The sequence below is a fragment of the Alteromonas sp. KUL150 genome (genome assembly GCF_009811475.1).
GTDB lineage: Bacteria > Pseudomonadota > Gammaproteobacteria > Enterobacterales > Alteromonadaceae > Alteromonas > Alteromonas gracilis.
In genome coordinates this window covers 1-24,519 of the sequence record NZ_BLIJ01000065.1, presented here as the reverse complement: position 1 = coordinate 24,519, position 24,519 = coordinate 1, and the positions used below count along the sequence as shown (strand labels likewise).

The window sequence follows — 24,519 nt, the reverse complement described above, 5'->3', positions numbered from 1 at the left end:
CTTAAAATTTTGTTTATGGCAGTATTCCTAGAGCGTAAAATTTTTGCTTCATTTGAAGAGGTTAAAATATTTCTAAGAGAAGTTCATGAGCATATTGACACACGTACCCCCTTTACTTCTCTAGCTTGGCAGGAATCTTGGGCATATTCCCTGAAACTATTTCCTAGTCTTTACATCTTCAAGTTAGAAAACCAGCCTATCGGCTATTGTTGGATAGCGAGTAAAAAGACGCTGCATTTTCCTCCCATTCATTCATGGTATTTAAACCAATCTGGCATAATTAATGAGGACCAAGTTTGGATTGAATATAACACTCTTATTTGCTCAAAAAAACACGAACAAGCATGCCTTATATCCCTCTTAGAGGAAGCCAATAGAAGTCATGTTTGTAAGCTGTATATTTCTATGGCGAACGATATATCAATTAGCAAAGAGATAATTGAAAACACCTTAGGCATTAAAGCCGAAACAATTAATGGCTATCGAACTTCAATGTTTACACCAGACTTGGAAAAGCAATTTTCAAAAAACACCCGTTCTCAAATTCGCCGCTCTACTAGATTGCTTGAAGACCAATATGGCTCGATTTCGGTGAATGAAGCATCAGAAACCCAGCGTCATATTTTTTTGGATAATTTAGGCGCGTTGCATAAAGAGAAGTGGAGCGACAGCACAGAAGGTAGTGGATTTGAAAATCCATCTTTTCTCGCCCACCACACCTATTTTTTAGAAAATTTTTCTGAATATGTAAGTATTGCAGAAGTAAAGGCAGGCACTACTTTATTGGGCTACACTTATAATTTCGTTTTTGGTGATACAGTGTATTTTTATTGCTCAGGCATAAATTATCAGTTTGCAAACAATAAAATTAAGCCTGGGTATACTTTGCATTTCACCTTGATGGAGTATTATCGCAAACAGGGGTTTCATTGGTATGATTTCTTGGGCGGAGAGAGTCGATATAAAGAAAGTCTTTGCACACAAGTATATGCTTTCACTAACTTAACTTTTTATACCAAGTCGACTGGAGGACGACTAGCCCGTTTACTTCAACGCCTTAAGCAGAGACTTTCTTAAGTACTCTAGCCGGATTCCCTCCAACAATAACACCCTCAGGAACATCATCAACAACCACAGAACCTGCTGCGACAACGCTCCCCTTCCCTATGTTTGCCATAACTAAGGCACCGTTGCCCAACCAACAGTTCTCTCCTACAGAGACTTTGGTAAAAACGCCGCCCTGATCTTTTATCGGCTTTTCTGGGTCAGAAAAATTATGTTGTCCTTTGCCACTCATAATGTGCACACCGCTTCCCAACAAAGTATTTTTCCCAATTGCGCATTTACCAATGTTACATTGCGGCCCTATGTACACCCCCTCGTCAATCTCAGTATCTTGTTGTGAAAACAACGTGGCGAAACCGATGAGAACGTTTGGCGCACACGAGGTCATGACAAACCGATAAAAGCCCGAACGTAAATAACACCCTAGTTTACCGGGTATAAGCGATAGCAGCTGGCTAAAAGAGGAAAGCAGCGAGTCTTTGTTTACCACAATAGACAGCATTAAATACAAAAGCGTGAAAGGAAGCATAACCAGTGCACAAAGAGCAAAAAAACTTGTCTTAATTATTGATTTCATATTCTTGCCATTGCCACTTTCAACGGGCTCAATTGTTGTTCCCAGCTATATTCGCTAACTATTGCTTGGTAGCTACGTTGTGCTTTATGTTGTGATAGCTCAAAGTTTTCAATACTTTCCACGCATGCAGCTACAAAGCTGTCTACGTCATCTACTATCCACATGCTGTCGGCGTTGGCAAACGAGATCCCTTCAGCTCCCATAGACGTGGTTATTATCGGTAGTTTACATGCTGCCGCTTGAAGCACTTTGTTCTGCACGCCTCTTGCCAACCTAAATGGCGCAACAAACGCATGAGCTTGGTGAAAATAAGGCAATATATCATCGACAAAGCCCGTGACATCTATGCCATCGCGGTCTGACAACGCCTTTATTTCTTCAACAGGGTTCATACCACCCACGGTAAATTTTGCATTGGGTGCTTTTTCACGAATGAGTGGCCAGCAATTTTTAACAAACCAAAGTACCGCGTCTACATTAGGTTTGTAGTCCATCACGCCCGTGAACAAGAAATGCGGTGCAGTGCTTATTGTCGCCGCGCAAGGCTGCGCTTTCGCTGGATAAAACGCATCGAGGTCTAATCCGTTTCCAAGCACTGTTATCGCTTTCGATGAGTCTACTGAAGAATTAAATAGCTGCGCCTCTTCGCTTGCAATCAAAAAGCACTCATCAAACCGTTGGTTTGTTTTAGCCTCAAGTTTTTTTATACCTTTGCTTTCACGCTTGTATACGCAGCGCATCAAGAAAGAAGAAGAATCTGCGTATTGTGCCCACTTATCTGAATCAACGTCCATAAAGTCCATAAACAATCGACAATGGGTATTGTTGTAATAAGGCGAGCTGAAGATGTAATAGCTTAAACTCGACGCAGTTAACAGCAGCGCATCATCACCCTCTTTCAGTTTCTCATCAATAACACGTTGAAGTGTTTTTGAGTAAAACGCCCCAACACTTATGGGCAAACCTTGCAGTAAGGCCGAAGCATAACGCGTGAATTTACTACCTAACTGGTAAGAGTTGACCGAAATTCCAAGATGCTTGGCTAACGCTTCGGCATTTTTCTTATCTTCTGCAGTTTCTATGAGAGAAAAAACTTCGACTTCGTACCCTAAGCGATTTAGAAATTCAATTTGATGATATGTTCTAAGTTTTTCGCCCTTATTTGGGGGATACGGTACTCGTTGCGACAACACGCAAACTTTCGACATCAGCGCCTTCCAAGCTATCTTTAGTATTTTTATTTGTCCTATTGTCATACTACTTCGAAGCAAATATAAGGTCAAAGTAACAAATTAGTGATGAAGGCTACACAAGTGGCAATTCCATTGGCATACTAGAGTCATTATGCATATGTTCATCAAGAATATTGCTCACGGAAGAAATAAAGAAAGCAGTAATGACACAAACGGTTGGAACTATCCAGGTTGCCTCTTTAGCCAAAGAGACGTGCGGACATTTTAAAACAGGGTTGCCCTGCCCTAAGGGAATGTGGCCCGCCGTCACTCAATTTCGGCTTGCCGCAAACGGAATACTCTTAACTGATACTTTTATCAAAACCTCGCAGCTATGGCCAGATGGTTCAATAAAGTGGTTGTTATGTGAAGGTTTGATTGATTTACAGCACCATTCGGTAAGCGATGAAATAGTTCTGACGTTAGAAGCGGTGGAGAGCGACTCACCATCGAACAAGCTTGTCTCACCTGTAAACGATAACGATGAGGCGCTTTCACTGTCACTAGGCTGTGGCGAAACATTCACAATTAACAAAGCCAAGCCTTTTGAGTTTGCAACCAACAAGCACTTATCCAGCTCTTTCGATATGGTTGATATTACTCCTCAATCGATAACCCCTATTGCACTCTCTTATGCTCTTCATTGCAATAACAACGAATACAGCGCATTAACCGTTGAACAAAAATACGAGATTAGGCTCGGCAGCGATAAAAAGCTGATTGTTGAAACAGAAGCGTCAATCTTCCTTAGTACCGGAACGGTTTGTGCTCATTTAACAATGCGAAACCCAAGCGCTGCGGCACACCCAAATGGGAAGTGGGACTTGGGAGACCCAAACAGTATTTATTTAAAAGAGTGCTGTATCTCGTTCAAAGGTAAATCGCTAGAGCCTACGCTGACGCTAAATTCTGATGTCTTTAGTTCATCTGAACATGAAGAGCTGACACTTCATCAGGCCTCCAGTGGTTTTGAAAACTGGCAAAGTCCAGTCCATGTAAATCAAGACAACGTTAACTCGCTTCCGTTTCGCGGTTTTAAACTTTACCAACCAGACCACTTATTGCTTTCGGGTGACCAAGCAAAACCGCAAATTAAGATTTCAAACAGCGGTAGCACTTTTAATATTCATGTTGATAAATTTTGGCAAAACTTTCCTAGTTCAGCACAATTAACATCAGACAGGTTGAGCGTTAGCTTGTTAGGTTCTAGATATAGTGAGAGTACTGAACTACAGCCTGGGGAACAAAAAACACGATGCGTTTCGATCGCACCTTTCGAGATGCAATCTCTACAAGTGGTTATTGATAGCGCTTGGCTAAAAAACGCATCTGTTTTACCTTTCCTTCCTTCTAAATCATGCAAGTTTGACTCTCTTATAAAAAGTGGCATTGAAGGTCCGTCTTCTTTTTATCAAAAGCGGCTCGATATCGACGAGTTTGGCTGGCGACACTTCGGTGAGCTGTACGCGGATCACGAAAAGGCACTCGCACCTGACGAGCCCTTTTTCGTGTCACATTACAACAATCAATACGACCCCATATTTGGAATGCTAATACAGTGGTTGTTAAGCGGCGAACCTCGTTGGTTTGAACTAGCAGATGACCTTGCCAAGCATGTTGCAGATATTGATGTTTATCACACCCGTGACGATAAGCCAGAGTATAGCGGCGGATTATTTTGGCATACCGACCATTATGTTCAGGCATATACAGCTTCTCATAGAACGTACTCTAAACATCAGCCGACTGGTGTTTACGATGATCATGCTGGAGGCGGCGGACCGGGTGGGCAGCATTGTTATACCAATGGTCTCACTTTGCATTATCTGCTTACTGGATACACACCGTCTCGAGACGCCGCATTATCCATAACGCAATGGGTAACCAATTATTATGAAGGCGACGGTACGTTTTTAGGCGCCCTACTTGCTTTTAAAAATAGCGATATTCCTGGTGTTAAAAATGTAAAAACAGGGAAGTACCCTTTAGACAGAGGCACGGGTAACTACCTGCAAGCAAGGCTAGATAGATACGAACTACAAGGTTGTGATAGCGATATTGAAGCCGCGGCCTATATTATAGCGAATACGGTCTCCCCCACCGATGACTTCGACCAGTTGCAATTGGATAATGTCGAAGCAACGTGGTTTTATACTGTCTTCCTACAAGCTGTTTGCCGATTTATATCACTTAAAGAACAGCGCTGTGAATGTGACTCGAGCTATCAATACGCCGTAAACTCCCTTACTCACTATGCCAATTGGATGGCAGTGAACGAATACGCTTATTTAGACAAGCCTGACATTCTTGAGTTTCCGAATCAAACGTGGAGTGGGCAAGACCTAAGAAAACTATGCGTACTGCATTTTGCGTCTAACTATCTAACTGAAGCCCAACGTACGCTTGCTGAACAAAAAGCCGAACAACTAGCAGATACAATTTATCATCGCCTTAGTACGAGTGCTGAGACGAGTACCACGCGCCTACTTTGTTTGATGATGCAAAACGGCCATTACTCAGGTTTTAAGCAGGCTGCCCGCCCTCTTTCATCGACTTCTACACAAAAAGGTCAGGCCTCAACAGAGAAATCCAATTCATTGAGTTTTCTTTTGTCCAACCTTATCGATTTATCTCCGTCAAGAGAGAGAAAACAGCTAGTGAAACGTTTTCCACAACTTCAAAAATGGTTAGGTAAACCATGAGTATTAATACGTCTTTTATCATTCCTCATAAGGGGCGTGAAGACATGCTCATTGAAACACTAACAAGTATTGCGGGCCTAACAACACCTAAAGAACAATACGAAGTTGTTTTGGTAAGTCAGAATAAAGAAATTTCAAATACGCTCAGCGCATTTATCGAAACAGTAAATTTGCGAGTTGTATATAACGACGAAAATAACACGATTTCACATTCTAGGAATCTGGGCGCCGGCTTGGCGACAGGTGAATACTTGGCATTTTTAGACGCAGATGTTGCACTTGCTTCGAATTGGCTAGACGTGATGATTGATACTCTCAAAACGCGAGACAATACGGCTCTAGTTAGCGCCATGCAGGTGAACAGCCCTAACGCTCCGCCTTTAGAGAGAATAAGAACGGCGTTAAGCAATGCTGAACTTGATGTGCCTGTCAGTTTTCTGCCTGGCCGCAACTTATTTCTTTTAAAGGAAACTTTTGAGGCAGCAGGTAAGTTTCCTGAACACCTTCTTACTTGTGAAGATTATTTCTTTACCGATAAGGTTAATAAATTAGGTGAGTTGTTTTACACCTCACAAACCCAGTATATTCACATTGGCGAAGACAAAGCTTACGCACCGATGTATAAAAAAGAAATATGGCGCGGCCAGTCCAATATTGCATCTTTAAAAGGAAGGCGCATTCCGCTGAGAGAATGGCCAAGTTTTGTTGTTCCTTTTGCATTTACAGGTGGTCTTTTACTGGCTTTTCTCGCGATAATATTCTCGCAACCTATTGTCGCTATAGTTATGTTAGTAGGCGCTTTTCTGCCTTTTACAGCGTACACGTGGCGACTAAAAAGGCTTGTTAAGCAGCAAGTAACTTGGTGGCATTGCTCACTTTTTTATCTGCTTTATTTTCCGGCTAGAGCACTTGGAACATTAATAGGAGTACGCGGCGCTGTTAGTACCAGCTCGCATAAATAACAATGAAAGTTTTACAGTTTATTTGTTCAACCGGTTTTTACGGTGCAGAAAGATGGGTGTTAGCGTTATCAAAGCATTTGCCAGATAGTGTTTCGAGTGAACTTGTTGTTACCTTAGAGCCGGGTACAGAAGAGCTAGAGCTAGTAAAACAGTTCAAAGCGATAGGAAAAACTCACCACATTCCTATGCAGGGTCGTTTTGACCTGCGTGCCGTTTCGAAATTGGCGGATTTAATTCAAGAACAAGATATCGATATTATCCATACTCACGGCTATAAGTCAGATATTTTGGGCGTAATGGCGGCTAGAAAAGCAGGTATTCCGTGTGTTGTAACACCCCACGGCTTTGAAAATGCTGCCGACTTGAAACTCCGTCTCTTTATTTGGTTAGGGTGTCAGTCGATGCGCTTTGCCGACAAAGTTGTTCCACTTTCTAAGCAACTAATGAGTGATGTGGAGAAGTTTAATATATCGCCTGAAAAGCTTGAGTATATCCAAAATGGCGTAGACTTGTCTGAAGTAGAAGCCGTTAGACAAACAAAAACAGACAAGCCAAAAGAAAAGAAGACCATTGGCTTTGTGGGCCAAATGATCAGCCGGAAAAATATAAAAGCCATTTTAGACTGCTTCGAGTCTTTATATAAAAAGCGTCAAGATATTGAATTAGTACTGCTGGGTGACGGCGAAGACCGCCCCAGCTTAGAGGCGTATTCGAAAACACTGGCTAGTGCCAGCGACATTCATTTTTTAGGCTTTAGAAATGACAGGCTACAGCTGCTGCGCGACTTTGACTTGTTCGTAATGACGTCGACGCTTGAAGGCATCCCTCGCTGCTTAATGGAAGCATGCGCCATGGAAATTCCGGTGTCTGCTTATGACATTGCGGGTATCGACCAGCTAATAACACACAACGAGTCTGGTTTATTGGCTCCTCTTCACAACAGCAAGCAGCTTGAGAAAGATTGGGAGAGACTGCTAGACGACAAAGCGCTCGCCACCTCACTAGCTCAAAACTCAAAGTCGTTTGTAGAAGCCAATTTCTCTGCTAAGAGAATGGCTGATGAATACCTTGAATTATTCAAAGGAATCCTGAAAGAGAGTGTAAATGCATAAACAGGACGTGTTATTTGTTTTAACTATTGATACTGAAGAAGAATGGCAGTGGGACGAAGAGTTTCCGCAGCATAACTGTTCAGTTGAAAATGTTGAAAAGCTTCCTGCATTTCAAACTTTCTGTGAAAGCCTTGGTATCCGTCCTACATATTTTGTTGATTACGCCGTTGCAAGCAATAATGTTGGTAGTCAAACTCTGCGAACCTTTGCTAAATCTAACAGCGCGGAGATTGGAGCACATCTACACCCTTGGTGTAACCCTCCCTATTTCGGTAAAACAACCGAAGCGGAATCTCATGTAATAAACCTTCCTTTAGAGCAAGTAGAGCAAAAACTCGATGCACTAAACGCCCTTTTACACGACAAAATAGGCGTTCGCCCACAGTCCTTTAGAAGCGGGCGATGGGGCGTAAGTGCCAAAATGCTTAGATTACTTGCATCAAGAGGCTATGTAGTAGATTCAAGCGTTTATCCCTTTTACAGGAACGACTATTTTAGCTGCCTTGGTGCACCAGAATCGCCTTATTGGCCTTCGTTTGACAACGCACTGGCTCCTGGAGAGCAGCGTCAACTGCTTGAGATCCCTGTTACCGCAGGGTTTAATATTCAAAACTTCTCTCTTGGTGAACGCATTCATAATCGACTATCTAAACCGCCTTTTAATTGGGTTAAATCTGTCGGTCTGCTTTGGCACAGTAAACTTTTAAGAAAGATTTATTTGAGTCCAGAGCTTACCGAAATCGAAGACATGCTTGCGTTAGTCGACCAAAGCATTCAGAAAAAACAACCCGTTATTCACATGTACTTACACAGCTCTAGTTTAATCGACGGAGCAACGGGCCTTTTAGATGGGCCAAATGCATTTGAAACAATATGCCAGCGCATTGAGGTTGTAACTCAACACTTAGCGAAACATGCCAATGTTAGATTTTGCACTATCTCAGAAGCCAAGGTGCATTTAAGTAACCGCAGCGCTTCAAGCGGTGTTATTAAAGGTGAGCAAAATTAATGACGGCACATCAAAATACAAAGTTACGAATAGCGTCAGCCAGCGACAAACCTTTGTGGGATGCCTATGTATCACAACACAAAAATGCTTCCGCTTATCACAAGTTTGCGTGGCTTGAAGCAGTAAAAGCCGCTTACGGTCATTCAATGCTTGGCGTTATTGCCACATGTGCTAATACGGGGCAAGTTGTTGGTGTTTTCCCTGCTGTTTTAATGAATATACCTTTGCTGGGCAAGCAAATATGTTCTTTACCTTATTGCGATGTAGGCTATGGCTTAGCCGACAACGACAAGGTGTTAAATGACATGCATGCGCTTCTTGCTGCGCAGATGCGAAACGTAACAGGAAAAAGATTAGAAGTTAGAGGTATAGAACAATCACCTTTAGACAAAACCCAGTTTGAGAACAAAAAAGTGCGTATGCTTTTGCCTCTGCCTGAGTCAAGTGAAATACTGTTATCAAGTTTCAAATCTAAATTACGTAGCCAAATAAGAAAGGCTGAAAAAAATGGGCTTACCTTTGAATTAGGCACATCGAACGTTCTGGTAAGTGATTTCTACAACGTATATGCTCAAAACATGAGAGATCTCGGCTCTCCTGTTCACGCTGAAAAATGGTTTAAGGCAGTTATAAAAAGTTACGGCCAAAGTAGTTTAATTAGCGTGGTTTATCACGATGGCCAGCCTATTGGTGGTGGCATTATCATAAAATCGGGTGACAACGCTTCTATTCCATGGGCCTCAACACTTCGTGACTTCAATCGCCTTGCTCCTAATATGTTGTTGTATTGGTCTTTGCTTTCCCATTGCGCCGACAATGGCGTGAAAGTTTTTGACTTTGGCCGCTCAACCTTTGAAGAAGGTACATATAAATTTAAAAAACAATGGGGCGCAGAACCTCAGCTGCTTAACTGGCAGAGTTTTGATAAAAATAATGAGTTGATAGACACTAAAAGCGACGCTGAGTCAGGCTCAAGCAGGGTAAGAGAAATAGCCGAAAACATTTGGCGTGAACTTCCCTTAAAATTTACCATTGTAACTGGGTCAATTCTTCGACCTTATATCAGTTTGTAGGGATAACCATTCATGTGTGGCATTGCAGGATTTAGCCTTTTTAATTTCAACGAAGGCGGTGAAACTTCATTAGAAGCTATGCACAAGGCTATTCATCACAGAGGCCCAGATGCCAGCGGCATGTATATCGATGAACATATCGGCCTTTGTCATAGGCGGCTGAGTATTCTTGATCTCTCAGAAGCAGGCAATCAGCCCATGTACTCGAAAGAGGGTGACTTGGTTATTGTTTTTAATGGCGAGATCTACAACTTCCTTGAATTGCGAGCCGAGCTTGAAAACGACGGTGTTACATTTAAAAGCCATACAGATACCGAAGTTATTTTAGAGCTATATGCACGCGAAGGAACCGAGTGTTTAGATAAACTAAACGGAATGTTTGCCTTTGCTCTGTGGGACAAAAACAAGCAAGAACTGTTTATTGCACGCGACCGATTGGGTAAAAAACCCCTTTACTATTTTAATGATAATGGTCGATTTGCGTTTGGCTCTGAGATTAAAGCTATATTGGCGCTGGAGAACATTCCAAGAGAAATTCGCTTAGACGCCGTATATGACTTCTTTGCATATCAATACGTTCCCGACCCAAAGAGTATTTTTAAGCACATTCACAAGTTACCACCTGCTCATTATTTAATGCTTAATAAAGACGGTTTCAGCATTCATGAATATTGGGATTTGAGCTTTAAAAACACCACAAGTGCCAGTGAAGATGCCAATAAAGCGCAGTTAAAAACCTTACTTGAAAAAGTCACTAAACAAAGAATGATCAGTGATGTTCCGCTTGGCGCTTTCTTAAGCGGCGGTGTGGATAGCTCGGGTGTTGTCGCTATGATGGCACAAGCCAGCGAAACTCCCGTAAAAACCTGTACCATAGGATTTGATGATAAAGCATTTAACGAAGCTGATTTCGCTCGTGAAATAGCTGAAAAATACGAAACAGAGCACCATGAATTTACCGTTCACCAAAACGTTAGCGACAGACTAGAACATATCGTGAGCTTTTTTGATGAACCTTTTGCTGACCCCTCGTTAGTGCCGACCTTCTTCGTTTCGGAACTGGCAAGAAAGGCTGTAACCGTTGCGCTCGCGGGAGACGGCGGCGATGAGATGTTCGCTGGCTACGAAAAGTACTCGATTGACGATGTCGAAAACAAGCTAAGAAGCAAATTCCCCGAAGCGGTCCGAAAGTCTGTTTTTCCACATTTAGCGAAATTGGCTGGAAAAGTGCCTGGCACGCTCGGAAAAAAAGCCAAATCGTTGCTTACGAGCTTGTCTCACGAACCGGCGATGGGCTTTTATATCACAAACAGTATGATGACTGACGAAATGTGGCAAAGCTTAGTTAAGCCTGAAGTTGCACAGCAGCTCGCCGATTACCACCCTAGTCAATATACCTTAGACATGTATAACAAAGCCGACGGTCCGGACCATTTAAGCAAGATTCTTTACACCGACATCAAGACCTACATGACGGGCGATATCCTTGTGAAAGTTGATCGCATGAGTATGGCAAATTCGTTAGAGGTACGAGCGCCTATTCTGGATTACCAAGTTGCAGAGTTCGCCGCCACCCTACCCTCTTCACAGAAATATCGCGACGGTGAGAAAAAATACCTACTTAAAGAAGTCTTTAAGCCCTTTATCCCCGATTCACTGTTGTATAGAAAGAAAATGGGCTTCAGTACGCCGCTGGATGAGTGGTTTAGAGGTGAATTGAAATCACTGTCTGAATCTCAAATCATCGATTCACAGCGTGGTCTTAACGACGTATTCGATAGCGGTGTTATAAAGAAATTTTGGGAAGAACATCAAACGCGCAAAGCCGATCACGGCATAGTGCTGTGGAGTATGTTGATGTATCAAATGTGGTTTGAACGTTATGCAGCGTAATTTTGCTTTAGACTGCTTTAGAGCGCTGGCAATAATGCTTGTGTTTACGGGTCATACGATAAATAGCCTAGGCTCTCCTCAGGTACTCGCGCCTCTACAATTTGGTGGCACTGGCGTTGACCTGTTTTTTGTTCTTTCGGGTTGGTTGATTGGAAACCAGCTTTTTAAAGAACAATCTAAGTTCGGCAATATCGACATCTCACGCTTTTGGATTCGCCGTTGGATGAGAACACTGCCAGCTTATTATGCAGTACTAGCTGTGACTATCGCTCAACAATACCTAACCAAGAACAACTTTGAGTTCCCTTGGAGCCATCTATTTTTTACTCAAAACTATAATTCTGATTTAAATTTATTTTACGTGAGCTGGTCACTTTCAGTAGAGGAACAGTTTTATTTATTTATTGCACCACTATTAGTTGTGGGCTTTCGCCTTGGTCATAAAGTCCAGGTTACAGCTCTTTTCATTTTTCTTTTAAGCCCATCTTTTTTTCGCAGTTTAGAGTTATTTAATTCTTTAAAAGAAACACACGTAAGACTTGATTGTTGTGCAATGGGAGTTTTGCTGGCTTATTTAAAGTTTAACCAGTATAAAACTTGGCAAAATTTCGCAAAACATATACAAGGATTGTTTTACTTTTCCATAGCGCTCTACATTTTTTATTACGTAGCAAGATATTACCCAGAGTGGCATATAATAGAACCAGGTAAGTTACAATTAGCGATTATTTTCGGAATATGGATTATCTGGGCTGACGGCCAAAAACGTATTAGAGAGCACCGGTATCATTCGATTATTATGCATATATCCACACGTTCTTATGCAATGTATCTGCTTCATGTAGACGCCCTTGCAATTGCAGGCCATATCATAAATAAAGAAAATATTGTGTTTTATTACACTACCACTTTATTCATAACTCTTGTTTTATCAGAAGTGATGTACAGAATTATAGAAATGCCTTTCATAAATGCTAGGAAAAACTTCTCGTTTTCGAAGTCACGCGAACACAATGAAAAAGTAATAAACAGGGAAAGTTACTCCAATGGCTAGAGTTTTACACGTCACCTTTGACATGCGGATAGGTGGCACCGAAATGGTAATTAAAAACATTATCGAAGGTAGTGACTTATCTAAGCACCCGATGTCTATCTTTTGCATAGAATCTCCAATAGGCCCTTGGGGTAAATCGCTTGTTTCTCAAGGTATAGCGATTGTAGCTGAAAAAAGAAAGCCTGGATTCGATACAGATATCGTGAAGAAATTAAGGCGTTACATTGTAGAGGAAAAAATTGATGTTGTTCACTGCCATCAATACACTCCTTGGGTATATGGCGCTCTGGCAAGCATCTTCACGAACGCTCACGTTATATTCACCGAACACGGACGCTTCTACCCTGATAGTCGAAGTTACAAGAGAAAAATAGTAAACCCATTCCTTGTTCAGTGTACTTCTAAAATCACCTCTATATCTGAAGCGACCAAGCAAGCGCTCGCAGAATTTGAGTACCTTCCTAAAAATCTAACTAGCGTTGTTTACAACGGTATAATTCCAAGATTTAAAGATTTGCAAAATCGAAAAAGCATACGACTAGAACTTGGCGTTAAAGATGAAACTTTTCTACTCGGTACTATTGCTCGCTTTGACCCTATAAAGAATCATAAAATGATGCTGCATGCGTTTCATCGTGTAAAACAATGCAATAACAATATCAAGTTGCTCATGGTGGGGGACGGCGACGAGAGACAAAATATTGAACGACTTATTAATGAGCTACAGTTGGAAAGTGACGTTATTTTAACTGGATATAAGGAAAATGCGTCCTCGTTTATAGATGCTATGGATCTTTTTTTACTCTCGTCCTTAAGCGAGGGAACATCAATGACCCTATTAGAAGCGATGGCCTTGCAAACACCCTGTGTAGTAACAGATGCTGGCGGAAACTCGGAAATTATATTAAATGGAGAGGTTGGTCTAGTAGCCCCTAATAATGATATAGAAGCATTCTCTCAAGCGATTAGCGTTATAATCAACGATCCAAGCCTACTCCAAAAAATGGAGGAAAAATGCTTACCTCATTTTAACACTAACTTCCATGCAAACATTATGAATAAACAATATACGGCTATTTATGAGGAGCTTAGCCGCCATGGTTAAAATCCTAACCATACTAGCATTGTTGTTTACAACAATAATGCTAGTAAGCGCGCCCTATTTAGCCGCACTGAGTTATACAACGGTTTCTGTCATGCAGCCTCAATATATTTGGTTTTGGAGCTTTGAAGGGATTCCTTTGTTCAAAATCACTGCAGGTCTATCCATAATAGCTTGGGCGATACAAGCTGCAAAAGGTGAAATAAACTGGGCTGTATATAGGTCTGGTCAATATCGTGCTTTAGCACTGCTGGTTGCTATTATGCACATTTCGAACTGGTTAACCCCCTTTGATAGCTATTTCGCCGGTACTGGAGCTGAAATTGTTCTCAGCACAATGCGTACGATATTTATTATGTACACTATTGTGTTGGGTTTAATTCAAAATAAAAAAGCACTGGTTATTTTCTGTTATACCATGTTGGCAATAGCTGTATATTACACTTATTGGACAAATAAGGCATATTTCACACAAGACTGGGGTATGTTCAAAGCAGGTAGGTTTTCAGGGCTTCCTAGCGGCCCATATAGAGACGAAAATGCATTTTCTATCCTGTTAGTCATACTCATGCATTTTATTCTTTTCGGCATTTTTTTCTTTAAGGATAAGAGGATAAAGATAGGGCTCATCATTCTTATTCCGTTTTTGTGGCACGCTCTTATACTTTGCGCCTCTCGAGGTGCTTTGTTAAGCGCAGGAATATCTACCCTCTTTGCTACAACACTAATTCGGTCAAAGAAGCTTAACACTATATTATTGATGGCATTCGTTGGCGCAGTGATCTGGCAAGGAGGCGCGCTGTTAAACAGGACATCGGAAACTGTGAGTAGAGCAGAACACAGTGATGAGCCCATCAACCCGAGATTAGCGTCTTGGAGCGTCGGTGTAAAACTCACTGGAGAATACCCTCTTTTCGGAGTGGGTCCCCAACGATTTCAGATTGCATCTCGTGTCCATTTTCCCGGAGAGTCACCGCACGTTGCGCACAATACTTTACTGAATTTTTCTGCCAATACCGGTATCCTTGCAGGACTTATTTACTTGTATTTTTTCGTAAAATCTTATTCAAATTTTAAATACGTAAAGCTGCACGCGAAACCGGACAGTATCTACGCTTACATAAACAATGCGTGTATGTGTGGTTTACTTGGTTTTTTTGTTGGAGCAATTTTTCTCGACCTTATCATTTTCGAGCCATTTTACTTTATAGTTTTACTATTAAGTGTTAATTACTTCCTTATAAAAAGTACAAATGAAACGCATAAGAAAAGTTGAATTCCAATGAAATATAACATCACGATGTTCGCTTACAATGAGTCTGAAAATATCCAAGCGAGCATAGAGTCCGTATGGCAAAACACAGATACAGGCCTAGGCACTTTTCACCTGGTTGCAAATGGATGTACTGACGATACCGTAACAAAAGCTCACGAAATAAAATCTTTACTATCATTCGACAAATTATCTATAACAGAATTAGCCATTGGTGATAAGTGCAATGCATGGAATCATTACATGCACGAACTTGCTGACGAAGCAGACATACATTTTTTCGTAGATGCCGACGTTTTATTTTCAGCTTGCTGTTTTCAAAAAATGGCTTCAAAACTCTATTCAACTTCGCCTGAAACGGTTGCTATTGCTGGTTTACCACTATCTGGCAGAAATCAAGTTTTTTATGAAAGTTTAGTTACGGAAAGGAGCTGCCTTTTTGGAAACCTTTACGGGCTAAAGGGCACTTTCATTAAGCACATAAAGCAATCCGAATTTAGACTCCCTCGAGGATTAAATTGGATTGATAGCTTTATTACAAAAGCTGTGAATACAAATTTAGATTTTAAGCCAAGAAATTTACCCAATCGTGTTACACATTTACCGGGTACGGGATATAATTTTGTAAGTCTTTCTCCTTTAAAAATTAATGACCTAATTTTGTATAAAAACAGGATCGCACGGTATGAACTAGGTAAAATGCAAGAGTTTTATCTGGACGCTATCCCTGTATCGAAATGGCCTAATGATCTAGACGAAATCAACCTCACAATATTTAATAACTTCAGTAAACACTCTGACAACATTCCAATCTATAAAAAAGTTATGGTAAAGCAAAGGTTAAGAAAACTCATAAAAAAAGCTAGTTATAATGAGTAACGTTAAAAAAGGGCTAATAAGTAGCATATTGTTAGTAGCTGAGTCTCTCGCAAAAAAACTTATAGGCGTTGTTAGTACCCTAATACTAGCGAGAGTCCTTGTTCCTGAGGATTTTGGATTAGTCGCTATTGCTACTCTATTTATGGGCTTTTTGGATGTTTTAGCGAATACAGGTACTACGCAATACCTCCTTCGCTCAGATACTATAGATAGCGACACTGTTAATACATCTTGGACGATAGATTTAATCTTGAGGACATTTATTGCCCTCGTAATGATAGCAGTAGCGCCGTTTGTTTCCGATTACTACGAAGATTCGCGGCTAACTGCAATTTTTTATGTATTTGCAGCCCTTATGATTTTTCGCTGTTTAGGAAATCCAGGCGTAGCCTTTCTTAGAAGAGAGCAAAACTACGCTCCGCTAGTGAAAGTAAGTATCATCGCCAAATTCTTGTCGGTGTCAATTGCAGTGAGTATTGCTCTGATATTTGAATCTTACTGGGCATTGATTCTAGGTCAATGTGCTAACGGGATAACAATGGTGGCGGGGTCCTATTTTATTCACCCACACAAACCAAAGCTGACTCTTATAAATGCTAAAGAGCAGTGGCACTTTTCTGGATGGCTTATTCCGCAATCTATTCTTGGCTACTTTAGAACTCAATTAGATACAATCATGGTTAGTAGTACTTTTGGAAAAGCCTCTTTGGGCTCTTACCACATTTTGAAATATCTCGCCTTTATTCCAAGTTCAGAAATATTATTACCTGCAACACAGCCATTACTTGTAGAGCTCAATAAGACGAAAAACGACGCAACCCTATTCGCCAGGCAATTTAACATTAGCTTCATAGGTACTATGTTATTAGCCCTGCCAATAAGTGGCTTTATGGCTAGCCAACATCAGCTTATTATTTACGTATTCTTGGGGCCTAATTGGGTAGAATATTCTGAGTTATTCGCTTGCTTTAGTCTTTTAATACCGGCATTTGCTATTTTAAATCAAGCGCGGCGAGTTTTAGTAGTTTTTGGCAAAACAAAACATATGTTGTACTACGAAGTAGTATCTTTTTTCACCATTTATGGCAGCCTCTTTTTAATCGGCCTCGAAGATCTATTTTTATTCGGAGCAATGCGCGTAGGTTTAGAAAATGCGATATGTTTAATTTTTCTTATTTATATTACGTCTTCGTATACCGGTCTAAGAAACTGCCTACGACTATTAACCATAAGCCTTCCAGCACTAATTGCCGTAGTGGTAGCTAGTTCAGTCGTTAACATGGTAAGTTTAGACACTCACTATAAAGTTTTGAACTTGATATTGAATGGATTTATTTTTATGAGTCTCTTTGTATTAACGCTCAGTATCATTCATTATTCGGCAGCGAGAAAAACTGAGGAGTGGGGTTATATTGAAGGACTTATAACCAAAGGAATCTCTCTTTTAAAAAGTAAGATTGCCTAGCGACATTCCTACTTTTTAAAAATACGAGACTATAGTTTTAATGTTCGCACAAAGCTTTTAGGTCCAGTGAAGCAATAATTAAATAGCTTTATATCTTTCTCATATACACTTTCTACAATAGCTATAGTTTCATCATCATAATAATCAGTATAACTCTTTCGGTTGACAGCGTTTTTTTTCTCAAGCCTTGCATCAACTCCAATTTTCGTTTTGATTGTTTCAAAATCATCCTCAATATTTTCAAAATACCCTATATAGTCGACTGAGACGCGGTTGTATTTATCAATAATGTAGCTATATTGAGGTTTGAAATGGTGATGTTTAGTGATATTTTCGGGCGTCAACCAATTACGTACGAAATCATGAAAATTGTCATAACGTGAGAGTTCATCATCGAAAAAAGTTCTATCCCATTCGTTAAAACCACCTTTTTGTAAAAAGGTGTAAGCCGAAACTACTCTGTCCCAAGGGTTGCGCACAAAAGTAAATTTAAAATAAGACGTAAAATTAGAAGGTTCGAAAATATTAATATATTCATCTAAAGAAGTGTGACCTCCGGCTAAGTTTCCGTACAAGGCTTTATTTACAGCAATACCGGCACACTTTGGCACATGAACGAATATACTTTTAGATTGGTCAAACGGCTTGTACGAAGACCACTCGTGAGTATCTCGAAGCCTCAATGCCTGAATATTATTAAAATACTTTTTACGATTTATTTTAAAGTCCCACCAACGAATGTGAAGATAGGCTTTAACGGGTAATAACTGAATAAATTTATTCTTCATAGAATATCTGTGCTAAATGAGGCTTTAACAGTGAACTATAGTAGCAGGTGTTATAGTGATGATCATTGGGGTCTGCATTGAGCAATTTATCACTAACAAGCCCATTTTCACCTACGGATTCTGGGTCTAAATCAATGAAATGAATTGAATGCTCAATGCAGAACTTTTTTACGGCTTGGTTAAATCGTAATGTAAGCTCAGTACGTTCGTGTTGCGAAGACTTTACATCCTTTCTTGCAGTTGCTACGTCCCCCCAATCTTGGTTATCTCTTATGGTAGGAAGGGGGGCGCTTACAACGACCGCTCCTAATTTTCCGCTACAGTTACGAATAAATGACTTATAATTTTCAATACATCTTTGAAGCATATCATTTATCGATATTTCGTATTTATCCGCCTGGTACCATAATAAAAACCCCGTATCTACTTCTCCAAGTTGGATTATAGTTACATCTGGATCAACGGTTTCGAATGATTTCGTGAAAATTGGCAATGCTTGAGTTTGAGAATTAGGGTTTGATAAACCTGATATTGTTGCCCCGCCAACAGTTTGAACCAGTAATAGGTATTTTGGTTCAAAAAATTGTTTCAGCAAATTATGTGAAAAGATAGCAGTATGAGAATCACCAAGAACGAGTACCTTCTTTTTCTTTAGCACGTTCGCCTTAAATTTTTCTATCAAACCGAATTTCACCCGCCTTTAACTCCCTTGAGCAACGTTACCAACAGAGTTTTCCAATAGCTTAGTTTGAACGGCCAATATCTGATACCTCTGATCATAGATGCAGCAGCATCTCTGTAGTTCCCATTTTCACGCTGCAAACTATATCCGAGTTTCCAAACATAATCTTCAGAAAGACGCTTCCTCAGCGCATTTTTCTCGCGTAAAGAAAGAGAAGACAACTTAAATGTTTCAATATAGCTAGCAATTAACCTCTCCATGGCTAGTATGCGCTTTTCTTTATTGCTTTCATTCAAATTTGTATCTGACGTATTATTATCATGTACATTATAGGTCACAGTGACCCTATCAACGAAAGCTCCTTTAAAATTGGCTTTAAGTATTTGAAGAATAAAAAGCCTGTCTTCACCAACTCTAAAATTCGGAAGTAAAAACTTATTAAATATATGGCGTCTAAAAACTGAATTCTGTAGTCCGCTATCAATTCCGACTTTTATTTGACAGAGCGCGGCTTTTTCATTTTCAAGAAAGTAGATATCATCAGATTTATGGGAAGCGCATGAAAAAAGCGGGTTTTTCTGATTATTGGTATAAAACGTTGAAGGAAGCAGCAGCGCTCCAGTCAAAAAATCTTTACGACGGCACGCAAAATATAACCAGTCTAAGCTGGGGTTTTTCTTGAGTGCTGAAATAGCGCGACTTAAGTGGTCTGCATCCCAGTAGTCATCGCTATCAAAGAATGCAATAAACTCTCCCTTAGCTAGTGGAATGCCCGTGTTACGTGCTAAAGCAGCTCCGCCGTTCTCTCTTTTACAATATTTAATAGGGAAAGTATTTTTTGATTGAAGCTCTTTAACTTTTTCTTCTGTATTGTCAGTGCTTCCATCATCAACAATTATAAGCTCCCACTCTTTAAATGTCTGCGCTAAAAGAGACTGAAAAGCGTTGTCTAAAAAATGTGAACGATTATAGGTTGGTAGAATAATGCTTACAGCTGTCATTTTTTAGTTCTCTTTGCCACTATGATGCCTCGAGCTGGCGAGAAATTTAGCACCAATGTGTCTAGTTAGCATGCATCTCACTCTCCAAACGAATTTATTATGATTAATAAGGTAAACCATGTCGTAAGTCATCAACTACTTTAAGTTTTTATAAGGGTTGCCATAGATAAGAACTTGAAGGCTCCACATTGCACTAACAAGTAATTTATTGTCGAAGCTACAGCGGCACAAATGCGCTAGATAGTTGTGTAAGGAAAGTATTCTATAGTGATGAAATGGTTCTTCTGCAAGGGTAAGATTAGCCCGAACTCTTGATGCTCTAATTCCCATTGTTCTAATTCGTTCATTCCTGAGTACATACTTAAGTAGTTTCTCACTATGCAATGGAGCGTTCATGTGCTCACAATAAGATAAAACCTGCTCAAAGCGTAGTCCATAAGCACGAATAGCTTTTGTTCCCACAGCAACTGAAAATCTATCATTCAATCCGTCCCAATGTTGCCAATTTGGTACAAACACTCCATCAGATAACCGGCTAGCTCTTTTGTATATATTAAACATGCTATCGTGATATTGAAGGTCTGGACGAACAAAAACAACTATATCAGGGTTCCACTCCAATGCATTTAACGTGACTTTTTGCAACGAGTACAGTTGATGGAACAAATTCCGTAGAGACTGGAATTGATCGCCGAAGCCATCACCAAACTTGCTCACAGCCCCAAAGTTCGATGAGGCTAAGAACTTATCAGGTTGTTCCAATTCTACTTCATCTGCGTTTAGAAGATGATGCTCGTTTGGGTTTAAAAGTGCAGATTCTCCTGTCCTTGAGTTTTCTATTTTGCGTTGTTTGAAGAAATGAGCAAAAACCTTTACTTCACCTGTTTCTTTAGCCGGATCAATAACATTTTCAACGACGCTTTCAATAGTAAAGCTTAATGACCTCGTAATACCAAAGAAACAAATAGCAATTCTTTTAGTCTCCATGGCCTGCCCTAAGCTTATTAAAAAACTGCTTGAACTTGGCTTTCTTCATTGCCTTTTTAATATGATTGTCATTAGGAAGCAAAGCTAGGGCTTTCTGATAATATTGAATCGCAACTGTATATTTCTTCTGAGGCTCAAACGTATGATAAGCCAAATGCCACGCGTAACACTTTGCCAGATTCATTTCAACGAATTCTGTTTGAGCTTGATCGAGTTTTAACGTCGTAAGCACCAACTCCCAGTAAAGTGCAAAGGCACTATGAATACGCTCCATTCTTTCAGGACTATGACCACCAGAAACATTTGTCAAATTATCACTATGCGCCCAGTAAACTGCATGGTATTGACTTACATGACAAACATTAATATTTTTGGAACAAAGCTCCAAGTTATACATAATATCAACAGCAGCATTAAGTCTTTCGTTCCACCGAACTGATTTTAGTATGTCAGCCTTTCCTACAATGCATTGAGTTGTTACGACCCTTCCTCTCAACTGACGATCAAAAATTTCAGATTTATCAAACAAATATGCGCCACCTAAATCAGTAGTTTTAAAATCAGATAAATCTAATTTATCGTAATTAAATACTTCTCTTGTTTCCTCATACTTGCGTAGAGGGTCAGCTGTCATCACATCGATCTTATCAGGATATTTTTCCAAGTATGAAACCATCGTTTCAAGATGAGATTCAATCCATTCATCATCACTGTCTTGATAGGCTATATATTTACCCTGAGCATTGTCTAGCCCAGTGTTTCTGGCGCCGCTCGGCCCTTTAGTGTGTACATTGTCAATACATCGAATTCGAACATCATTGCCACACAGTAATGAAATTTTGTTTTTTGTCTTATCTGTACTTCCATCATCAATGAAAAGCAATTCCCAATTCTGAAAGGTTTGTTTGAGAACTGTATTTATCACCCTTCCAACAAGTCCTTCTCGGTTGAATATAGGGATAATTATTGACACCATCGGGGCGTGGCTTAAAGCGCTATTTTTAGTCACACTATGTTATCCATTAATCGTCATCGGTAAATAACTTATATTATTACCTTAACAGCTTAGTAGTTTGTATTCTTCCCAAAAGACTTACTTTTTCCGCCAAAACAACCATATTTGATTACTTTTCTTCTTTTGACTTTGCCAAATAAAGAAACAAAGAAATAGAATAAACAAGGGTAAGAGCCAAATGGCAATATAGCTCAATTTTTCAAAATAGTGTTTTTTGGTAATAAAATGGGAGACGCCATTCCAGTATTTATATTTTTGGCTTAATCCATTAACAACAACGTCTTCACCATTACCATCAAAGCCCGCTGTATTATACATTTTTTGCAATTGTTCGATATTTTTGTGATAGAACTCTGCCCCTTTATCGAAGACGACGCCAAAATCAGGGTCTAAGAGTTGGGCACTTTCTTTGAACTGTACTTCAACCATGACATGCCCAGGTACAGTTACGATACGGTTTTTTATTCCATTTTCATTTAATATTTGGGAAAGCAAAATTGATGCGTCACCACAAATACCAATACCACGTTCAATAGATTTTATAGGAGAGCTAAAGTGGTACCTTTCGAATTCAGGAATGCCTGACCATCTTCCCATGGCATAAAGTATATAGTTTTCCCAAATCGGAACTGTTTGATGATAGCGTGCGGGAGAATAACGCTCCCAGTGAACGTGAGCAATTCCCGAAGCAATAACCTTTGTAACTCTTTTTGCATAATCTGGTTCACTCTCACCTTTCAAACGTAAAAGTTGGGAACGCATACTGTCTTTCGAAAGAGTAACGTCGGCATCTTTGAAACGTAAACTCTCTACCTCAATATTACCCAAATCCATAGTTTGGGTTAACCCCCATATGTTTAGCGAAATTAAAGCTATCGATATAAAAGCTAAAAAAAATAATATTAAACTTCTGAACAAAATTAGCTCACCACTTCAATTTGAAAAAATGCCTTATCGAAAAATTTTAGAAACCTTCTTCCTCACCTTCGATAAAAAAAGCTCCAGAAAAGATGGGTAGTATTTAACAACATTTCTGTGTTTGAATACCAGTTTAGAAGAATAGTCTCTTGGGTCACGTACTAATCTACCATCTGAAATTGGAGTATTTCCTCCGACCTTTTGCTCAGGAAACTGTAGGCTCAAAAGTTTAAATCCTTCAGAACATATCCTCTCGCTGAGTCTGATTTCACCTTCATCGATTAACTGTAAACGTTCTTCGCAGTTTGTAGCAGGAAAATCGTCAAGTAATTTATCCAGTAAACATGGCTTTATCATGTAAACATAGGTTTGGACATGAGGTCGAACTCTCTTGCCGATATCGGGATGCTCAAGAAAATTTAGAGTCGCGCCTACCATTCCAATATCTGCTTTCATCAATTGGTCTTTGAACTTCGAAAACCAGTAATTAGAAAATGGACCATAGGCACTTCTATTTCTAACCAAAATAAAGCTATCGTGAAAGCCGTAGGTATTCTTTATATGAGCGAGTCCCAATGCAACGGAACTAAAGTCTCGACCAACATTACTCTTGAAAATAACACTATCTAGTTTGATAGAGCTTGTATATGAAAAAAACTTTCTGACAGCAAGTTCAAACAGCTCGTCCTTTGACGTTTTCTCAATTACCAGGCTTACAACCAATACTAGTTTTATTACATCGACTCCCGATGAAAACTTTTTCAACTGTTTGAAATGTAGAAAGTCTAAAGAATAATCACCTTCGTTTGCTGTGGCGTAAAGCATAAAAGCAGTCATATCAATTCCTTTTTGATACTGTTAGTCATAACTTAATCTTGAAAGGTTGTAGTTGCAATAATAATCGATTTGCTTAGTTGTGCGCACAAATTTAAGTCCGAAGTAAATCTTTCGCTTAACTACCTTTCATACCTCATTGAATACTGCAATAGTGTGGCTATAGCCTAGTCACTTTCTTGACTTGACTTGGCATTCATTACTTTTTTAACTTCAATTCTGCTTATCGGTTACTGTCCTTAAGTCAGTGCCATTTCGTATATACTGACTCAACAGACCGTTGAAGTTTTCATTTTGTCTTCGTTCTCGTGACTCAGAGAGATGGAGAAGTAAATAGCCATTTTCAACTTCTAGGTTATCATTTCAATGTCACAAAACCCGTAGCCATTATCCACTTTGATCGCGCTAACGTAGCTTCGGTAAATAAGTGCACTTCGAGAAAAAGTTTCATTAGATAGTGTACTCAGGACTTTGACTCGCGCCTTTTTTGTTTTAATTTTAACTAAATTGCGAGTGGGACATGTCATTAATTATGAGATACCAACACTGTAATCTTATTCTTGTGAATTCTTCTTTATCCGCTTAAAGCATTAAATTACAAACATTTCTACTTAAAATCTCTATTTTGTAACATATTTTTGTTACCACTATTCTCGATGGCTATTTTTTAGCCAACCCAAGAAAGCCAGCATTAAGCTGCTATAAGTATATATTAATTTAAAATTAAAATAGTACGTGTAGTAACTGTCGTCACGAATACTGAATAATAATTTGGACATAAAGGGACATATTTGTAAAAAGGAGTATTTGACATGCTTTTCTCAATGATCGTGGTTAACTACAATTCCGAGAAACAAATTGAAAACTTACTCGGCCTGCTGAGCAAAGAAAAACCG

At 39.7% G+C, this 24,519-nt stretch carries 21 protein-coding genes; 12 read left to right on the top strand and 9 right to left on the bottom strand.

The features are described 5' to 3' along the window. Nucleotides 1–15: 15 nt before the first annotated feature. Complete coding sequence (locus GVO62_RS15075) at nt 16–1,077, top strand: GNAT family N-acetyltransferase (RefSeq protein WP_159119942.1); 1,062 nt, start codon at nt 16–18, stop codon at nt 1,075–1,077. On the opposite strand, the gene GVO62_RS15070 is transcribed toward GVO62_RS15075, so the two are convergent. Together GVO62_RS15070 and GVO62_RS15065 are read right to left on the bottom strand one after the other, a co-directional pair. Beyond that, nucleotides 1,058–1,642 carry an acyltransferase gene (locus GVO62_RS15070; protein WP_159119941.1) on the bottom strand — a complete coding sequence of 195 codons (585 nt, stop codon included), beginning with the start codon at nt 1,640–1,642 and terminating at the stop codon, nt 1,058–1,060. The two genes, GVO62_RS15075 and GVO62_RS15070, sit on opposite strands and share 20 nt — an antisense overlap. Next, on the bottom strand, nt 1,639–2,850 hold the full coding sequence (locus GVO62_RS15065; protein ID WP_159119940.1) for a TIGR03087 family PEP-CTERM/XrtA system glycosyltransferase: 1,212 nt from the start codon (nt 2,848–2,850) through the stop codon (nt 1,639–1,641). Before GVO62_RS15065 ends, GVO62_RS15070 begins: the two co-directional genes overlap by 4 nt. 188 nt (nt 2,851–3,038) lie before the next feature. Here GVO62_RS15065 and GVO62_RS15060 point away from each other — a divergent pair, with 188 nt between their 5' ends. From GVO62_RS15060 to GVO62_RS15010, 11 genes are read left to right on the top strand one after another with little or no spacing between them, the layout of a single operon-like run. Next, nucleotides 3,039–5,576: a hypothetical protein gene (locus GVO62_RS15060; protein WP_159119939.1), complete on the top strand. Its 2,538-nt coding sequence runs from the start codon at nt 3,039–3,041 to the stop codon at nt 5,574–5,576. After that, on the top strand, nt 5,573–6,538 hold the full coding sequence (locus GVO62_RS15055; protein ID WP_159119938.1) for a glycosyltransferase: 966 nt from the start codon (nt 5,573–5,575) through the stop codon (nt 6,536–6,538). Before GVO62_RS15060 ends, GVO62_RS15055 begins: the two co-directional genes overlap by 4 nt. Before the next feature lie 2 nt (nt 6,539–6,540). Beyond that, a complete protein-coding gene (locus GVO62_RS15050) occupies nt 6,541–7,650 on the top strand; it encodes a glycosyltransferase (RefSeq protein ID WP_159119937.1) in 1,110 nt (369 codons plus the stop codon). Next, nucleotides 7,643–8,659 carry a polysaccharide deacetylase family protein gene (locus GVO62_RS15045; RefSeq protein ID WP_159119936.1) on the top strand — a complete coding sequence of 339 codons (1,017 nt, stop codon included), beginning with the start codon at nt 7,643–7,645 and terminating at the stop codon, nt 8,657–8,659. The genes GVO62_RS15050 and GVO62_RS15045 overlap by 8 nt, the downstream gene beginning before the upstream one ends. Further along, the gene (locus tag GVO62_RS15040; protein WP_159119935.1) at nt 8,659–9,732 is read left to right on the top strand and encodes a GNAT family N-acetyltransferase; all 1,074 of its coding nucleotides are present in this window, start codon (nt 8,659–8,661) and stop codon (nt 9,730–9,732) included. Before GVO62_RS15045 ends, GVO62_RS15040 begins: the two co-directional genes overlap by 1 nt. 12 nt (nt 9,733–9,744) lie before the next feature. Beyond that, a complete protein-coding gene (gene asnB / locus GVO62_RS15035; protein WP_159119934.1) occupies nt 9,745–11,625 on the top strand; it encodes an asparagine synthase (glutamine-hydrolyzing) in 1,881 nt (626 codons plus the stop codon). Continuing rightward, entirely contained in the window at nt 11,615–12,679 is a 1,065-nt protein-coding gene (locus tag GVO62_RS15030; protein WP_159119933.1) for an acyltransferase family protein, read from the top strand. The genes asnB and GVO62_RS15030 overlap by 11 nt, the downstream gene beginning before the upstream one ends. Continuing rightward, complete coding sequence (locus GVO62_RS15025; protein ID WP_159119932.1) at nt 12,672–13,784, top strand: glycosyltransferase; 1,113 nt, start codon at nt 12,672–12,674, stop codon at nt 13,782–13,784. The genes GVO62_RS15030 and GVO62_RS15025 overlap by 8 nt, the downstream gene beginning before the upstream one ends. Then, nucleotides 13,777–15,057: an O-antigen ligase family protein gene (locus GVO62_RS15020; RefSeq protein WP_159119931.1), complete on the top strand. Its 1,281-nt coding sequence runs from the start codon at nt 13,777–13,779 to the stop codon at nt 15,055–15,057. The genes GVO62_RS15025 and GVO62_RS15020 overlap by 8 nt, the downstream gene beginning before the upstream one ends. 6 nt (nt 15,058–15,063) lie before the next feature. After that, nucleotides 15,064–15,933, top strand: a complete 870-nt coding sequence (locus tag GVO62_RS15015) for a glycosyltransferase (RefSeq protein WP_159119930.1) — start codon at nt 15,064–15,066, stop codon at nt 15,931–15,933. Beyond that, a complete protein-coding gene (locus GVO62_RS15010) occupies nt 15,926–17,398 on the top strand; it encodes an oligosaccharide flippase family protein (RefSeq protein WP_159119929.1) in 1,473 nt (490 codons plus the stop codon). Before GVO62_RS15015 ends, GVO62_RS15010 begins: the two co-directional genes overlap by 8 nt. A gap of 29 nt (nt 17,399–17,427) precedes the next feature. Here the strand turns inward: GVO62_RS15010 and GVO62_RS15005 are convergent, their stop codons facing one another. From GVO62_RS15005 to GVO62_RS14975, 7 genes are all read right to left on the bottom strand, one after another. After that, nucleotides 17,428–18,186 carry a sulfotransferase family 2 domain-containing protein gene (locus GVO62_RS15005; protein ID WP_159119928.1) on the bottom strand — a complete coding sequence of 253 codons (759 nt, stop codon included), beginning with the start codon at nt 18,184–18,186 and terminating at the stop codon, nt 17,428–17,430. After that, the gene (locus tag GVO62_RS15000) at nt 18,176–18,880 is read right to left on the bottom strand and encodes an SGNH/GDSL hydrolase family protein (protein ID WP_201282665.1); all 705 of its coding nucleotides are present in this window, start codon (nt 18,878–18,880) and stop codon (nt 18,176–18,178) included. Before GVO62_RS15000 ends, GVO62_RS15005 begins: the two co-directional genes overlap by 11 nt. After that, on the bottom strand, nt 18,877–19,869 hold the full coding sequence (locus GVO62_RS14995; protein WP_159119927.1) for a glycosyltransferase family A protein: 993 nt from the start codon (nt 19,867–19,869) through the stop codon (nt 18,877–18,879). Before GVO62_RS14995 ends, GVO62_RS15000 begins: the two co-directional genes overlap by 4 nt. Nucleotides 19,870–20,004: 135 nt before the next feature. Continuing rightward, nucleotides 20,005–20,856 carry a hypothetical protein gene (locus GVO62_RS14990; protein WP_159119926.1) on the bottom strand — a complete coding sequence of 284 codons (852 nt, stop codon included), beginning with the start codon at nt 20,854–20,856 and terminating at the stop codon, nt 20,005–20,007. Beyond that, on the bottom strand, nt 20,846–21,865 hold the full coding sequence (locus GVO62_RS14985; protein ID WP_159119925.1) for a glycosyltransferase family 2 protein: 1,020 nt from the start codon (nt 21,863–21,865) through the stop codon (nt 20,846–20,848). Before GVO62_RS14985 ends, GVO62_RS14990 begins: the two co-directional genes overlap by 11 nt. An 84-nt stretch (nt 21,866–21,949) precedes the next feature. Next, on the bottom strand, nt 21,950–22,705 hold the full coding sequence (locus GVO62_RS14980; protein WP_159119924.1) for a transglutaminase-like domain-containing protein: 756 nt from the start codon (nt 22,703–22,705) through the stop codon (nt 21,950–21,952). A gap of 117 nt (nt 22,706–22,822) precedes the next feature. Beyond that, nucleotides 22,823–23,626 carry a hypothetical protein gene (locus tag GVO62_RS14975; RefSeq protein WP_159119923.1) on the bottom strand — a complete coding sequence of 268 codons (804 nt, stop codon included), beginning with the start codon at nt 23,624–23,626 and terminating at the stop codon, nt 22,823–22,825. Between the last annotated feature and the right edge of the window lie 893 nt (nt 23,627–24,519).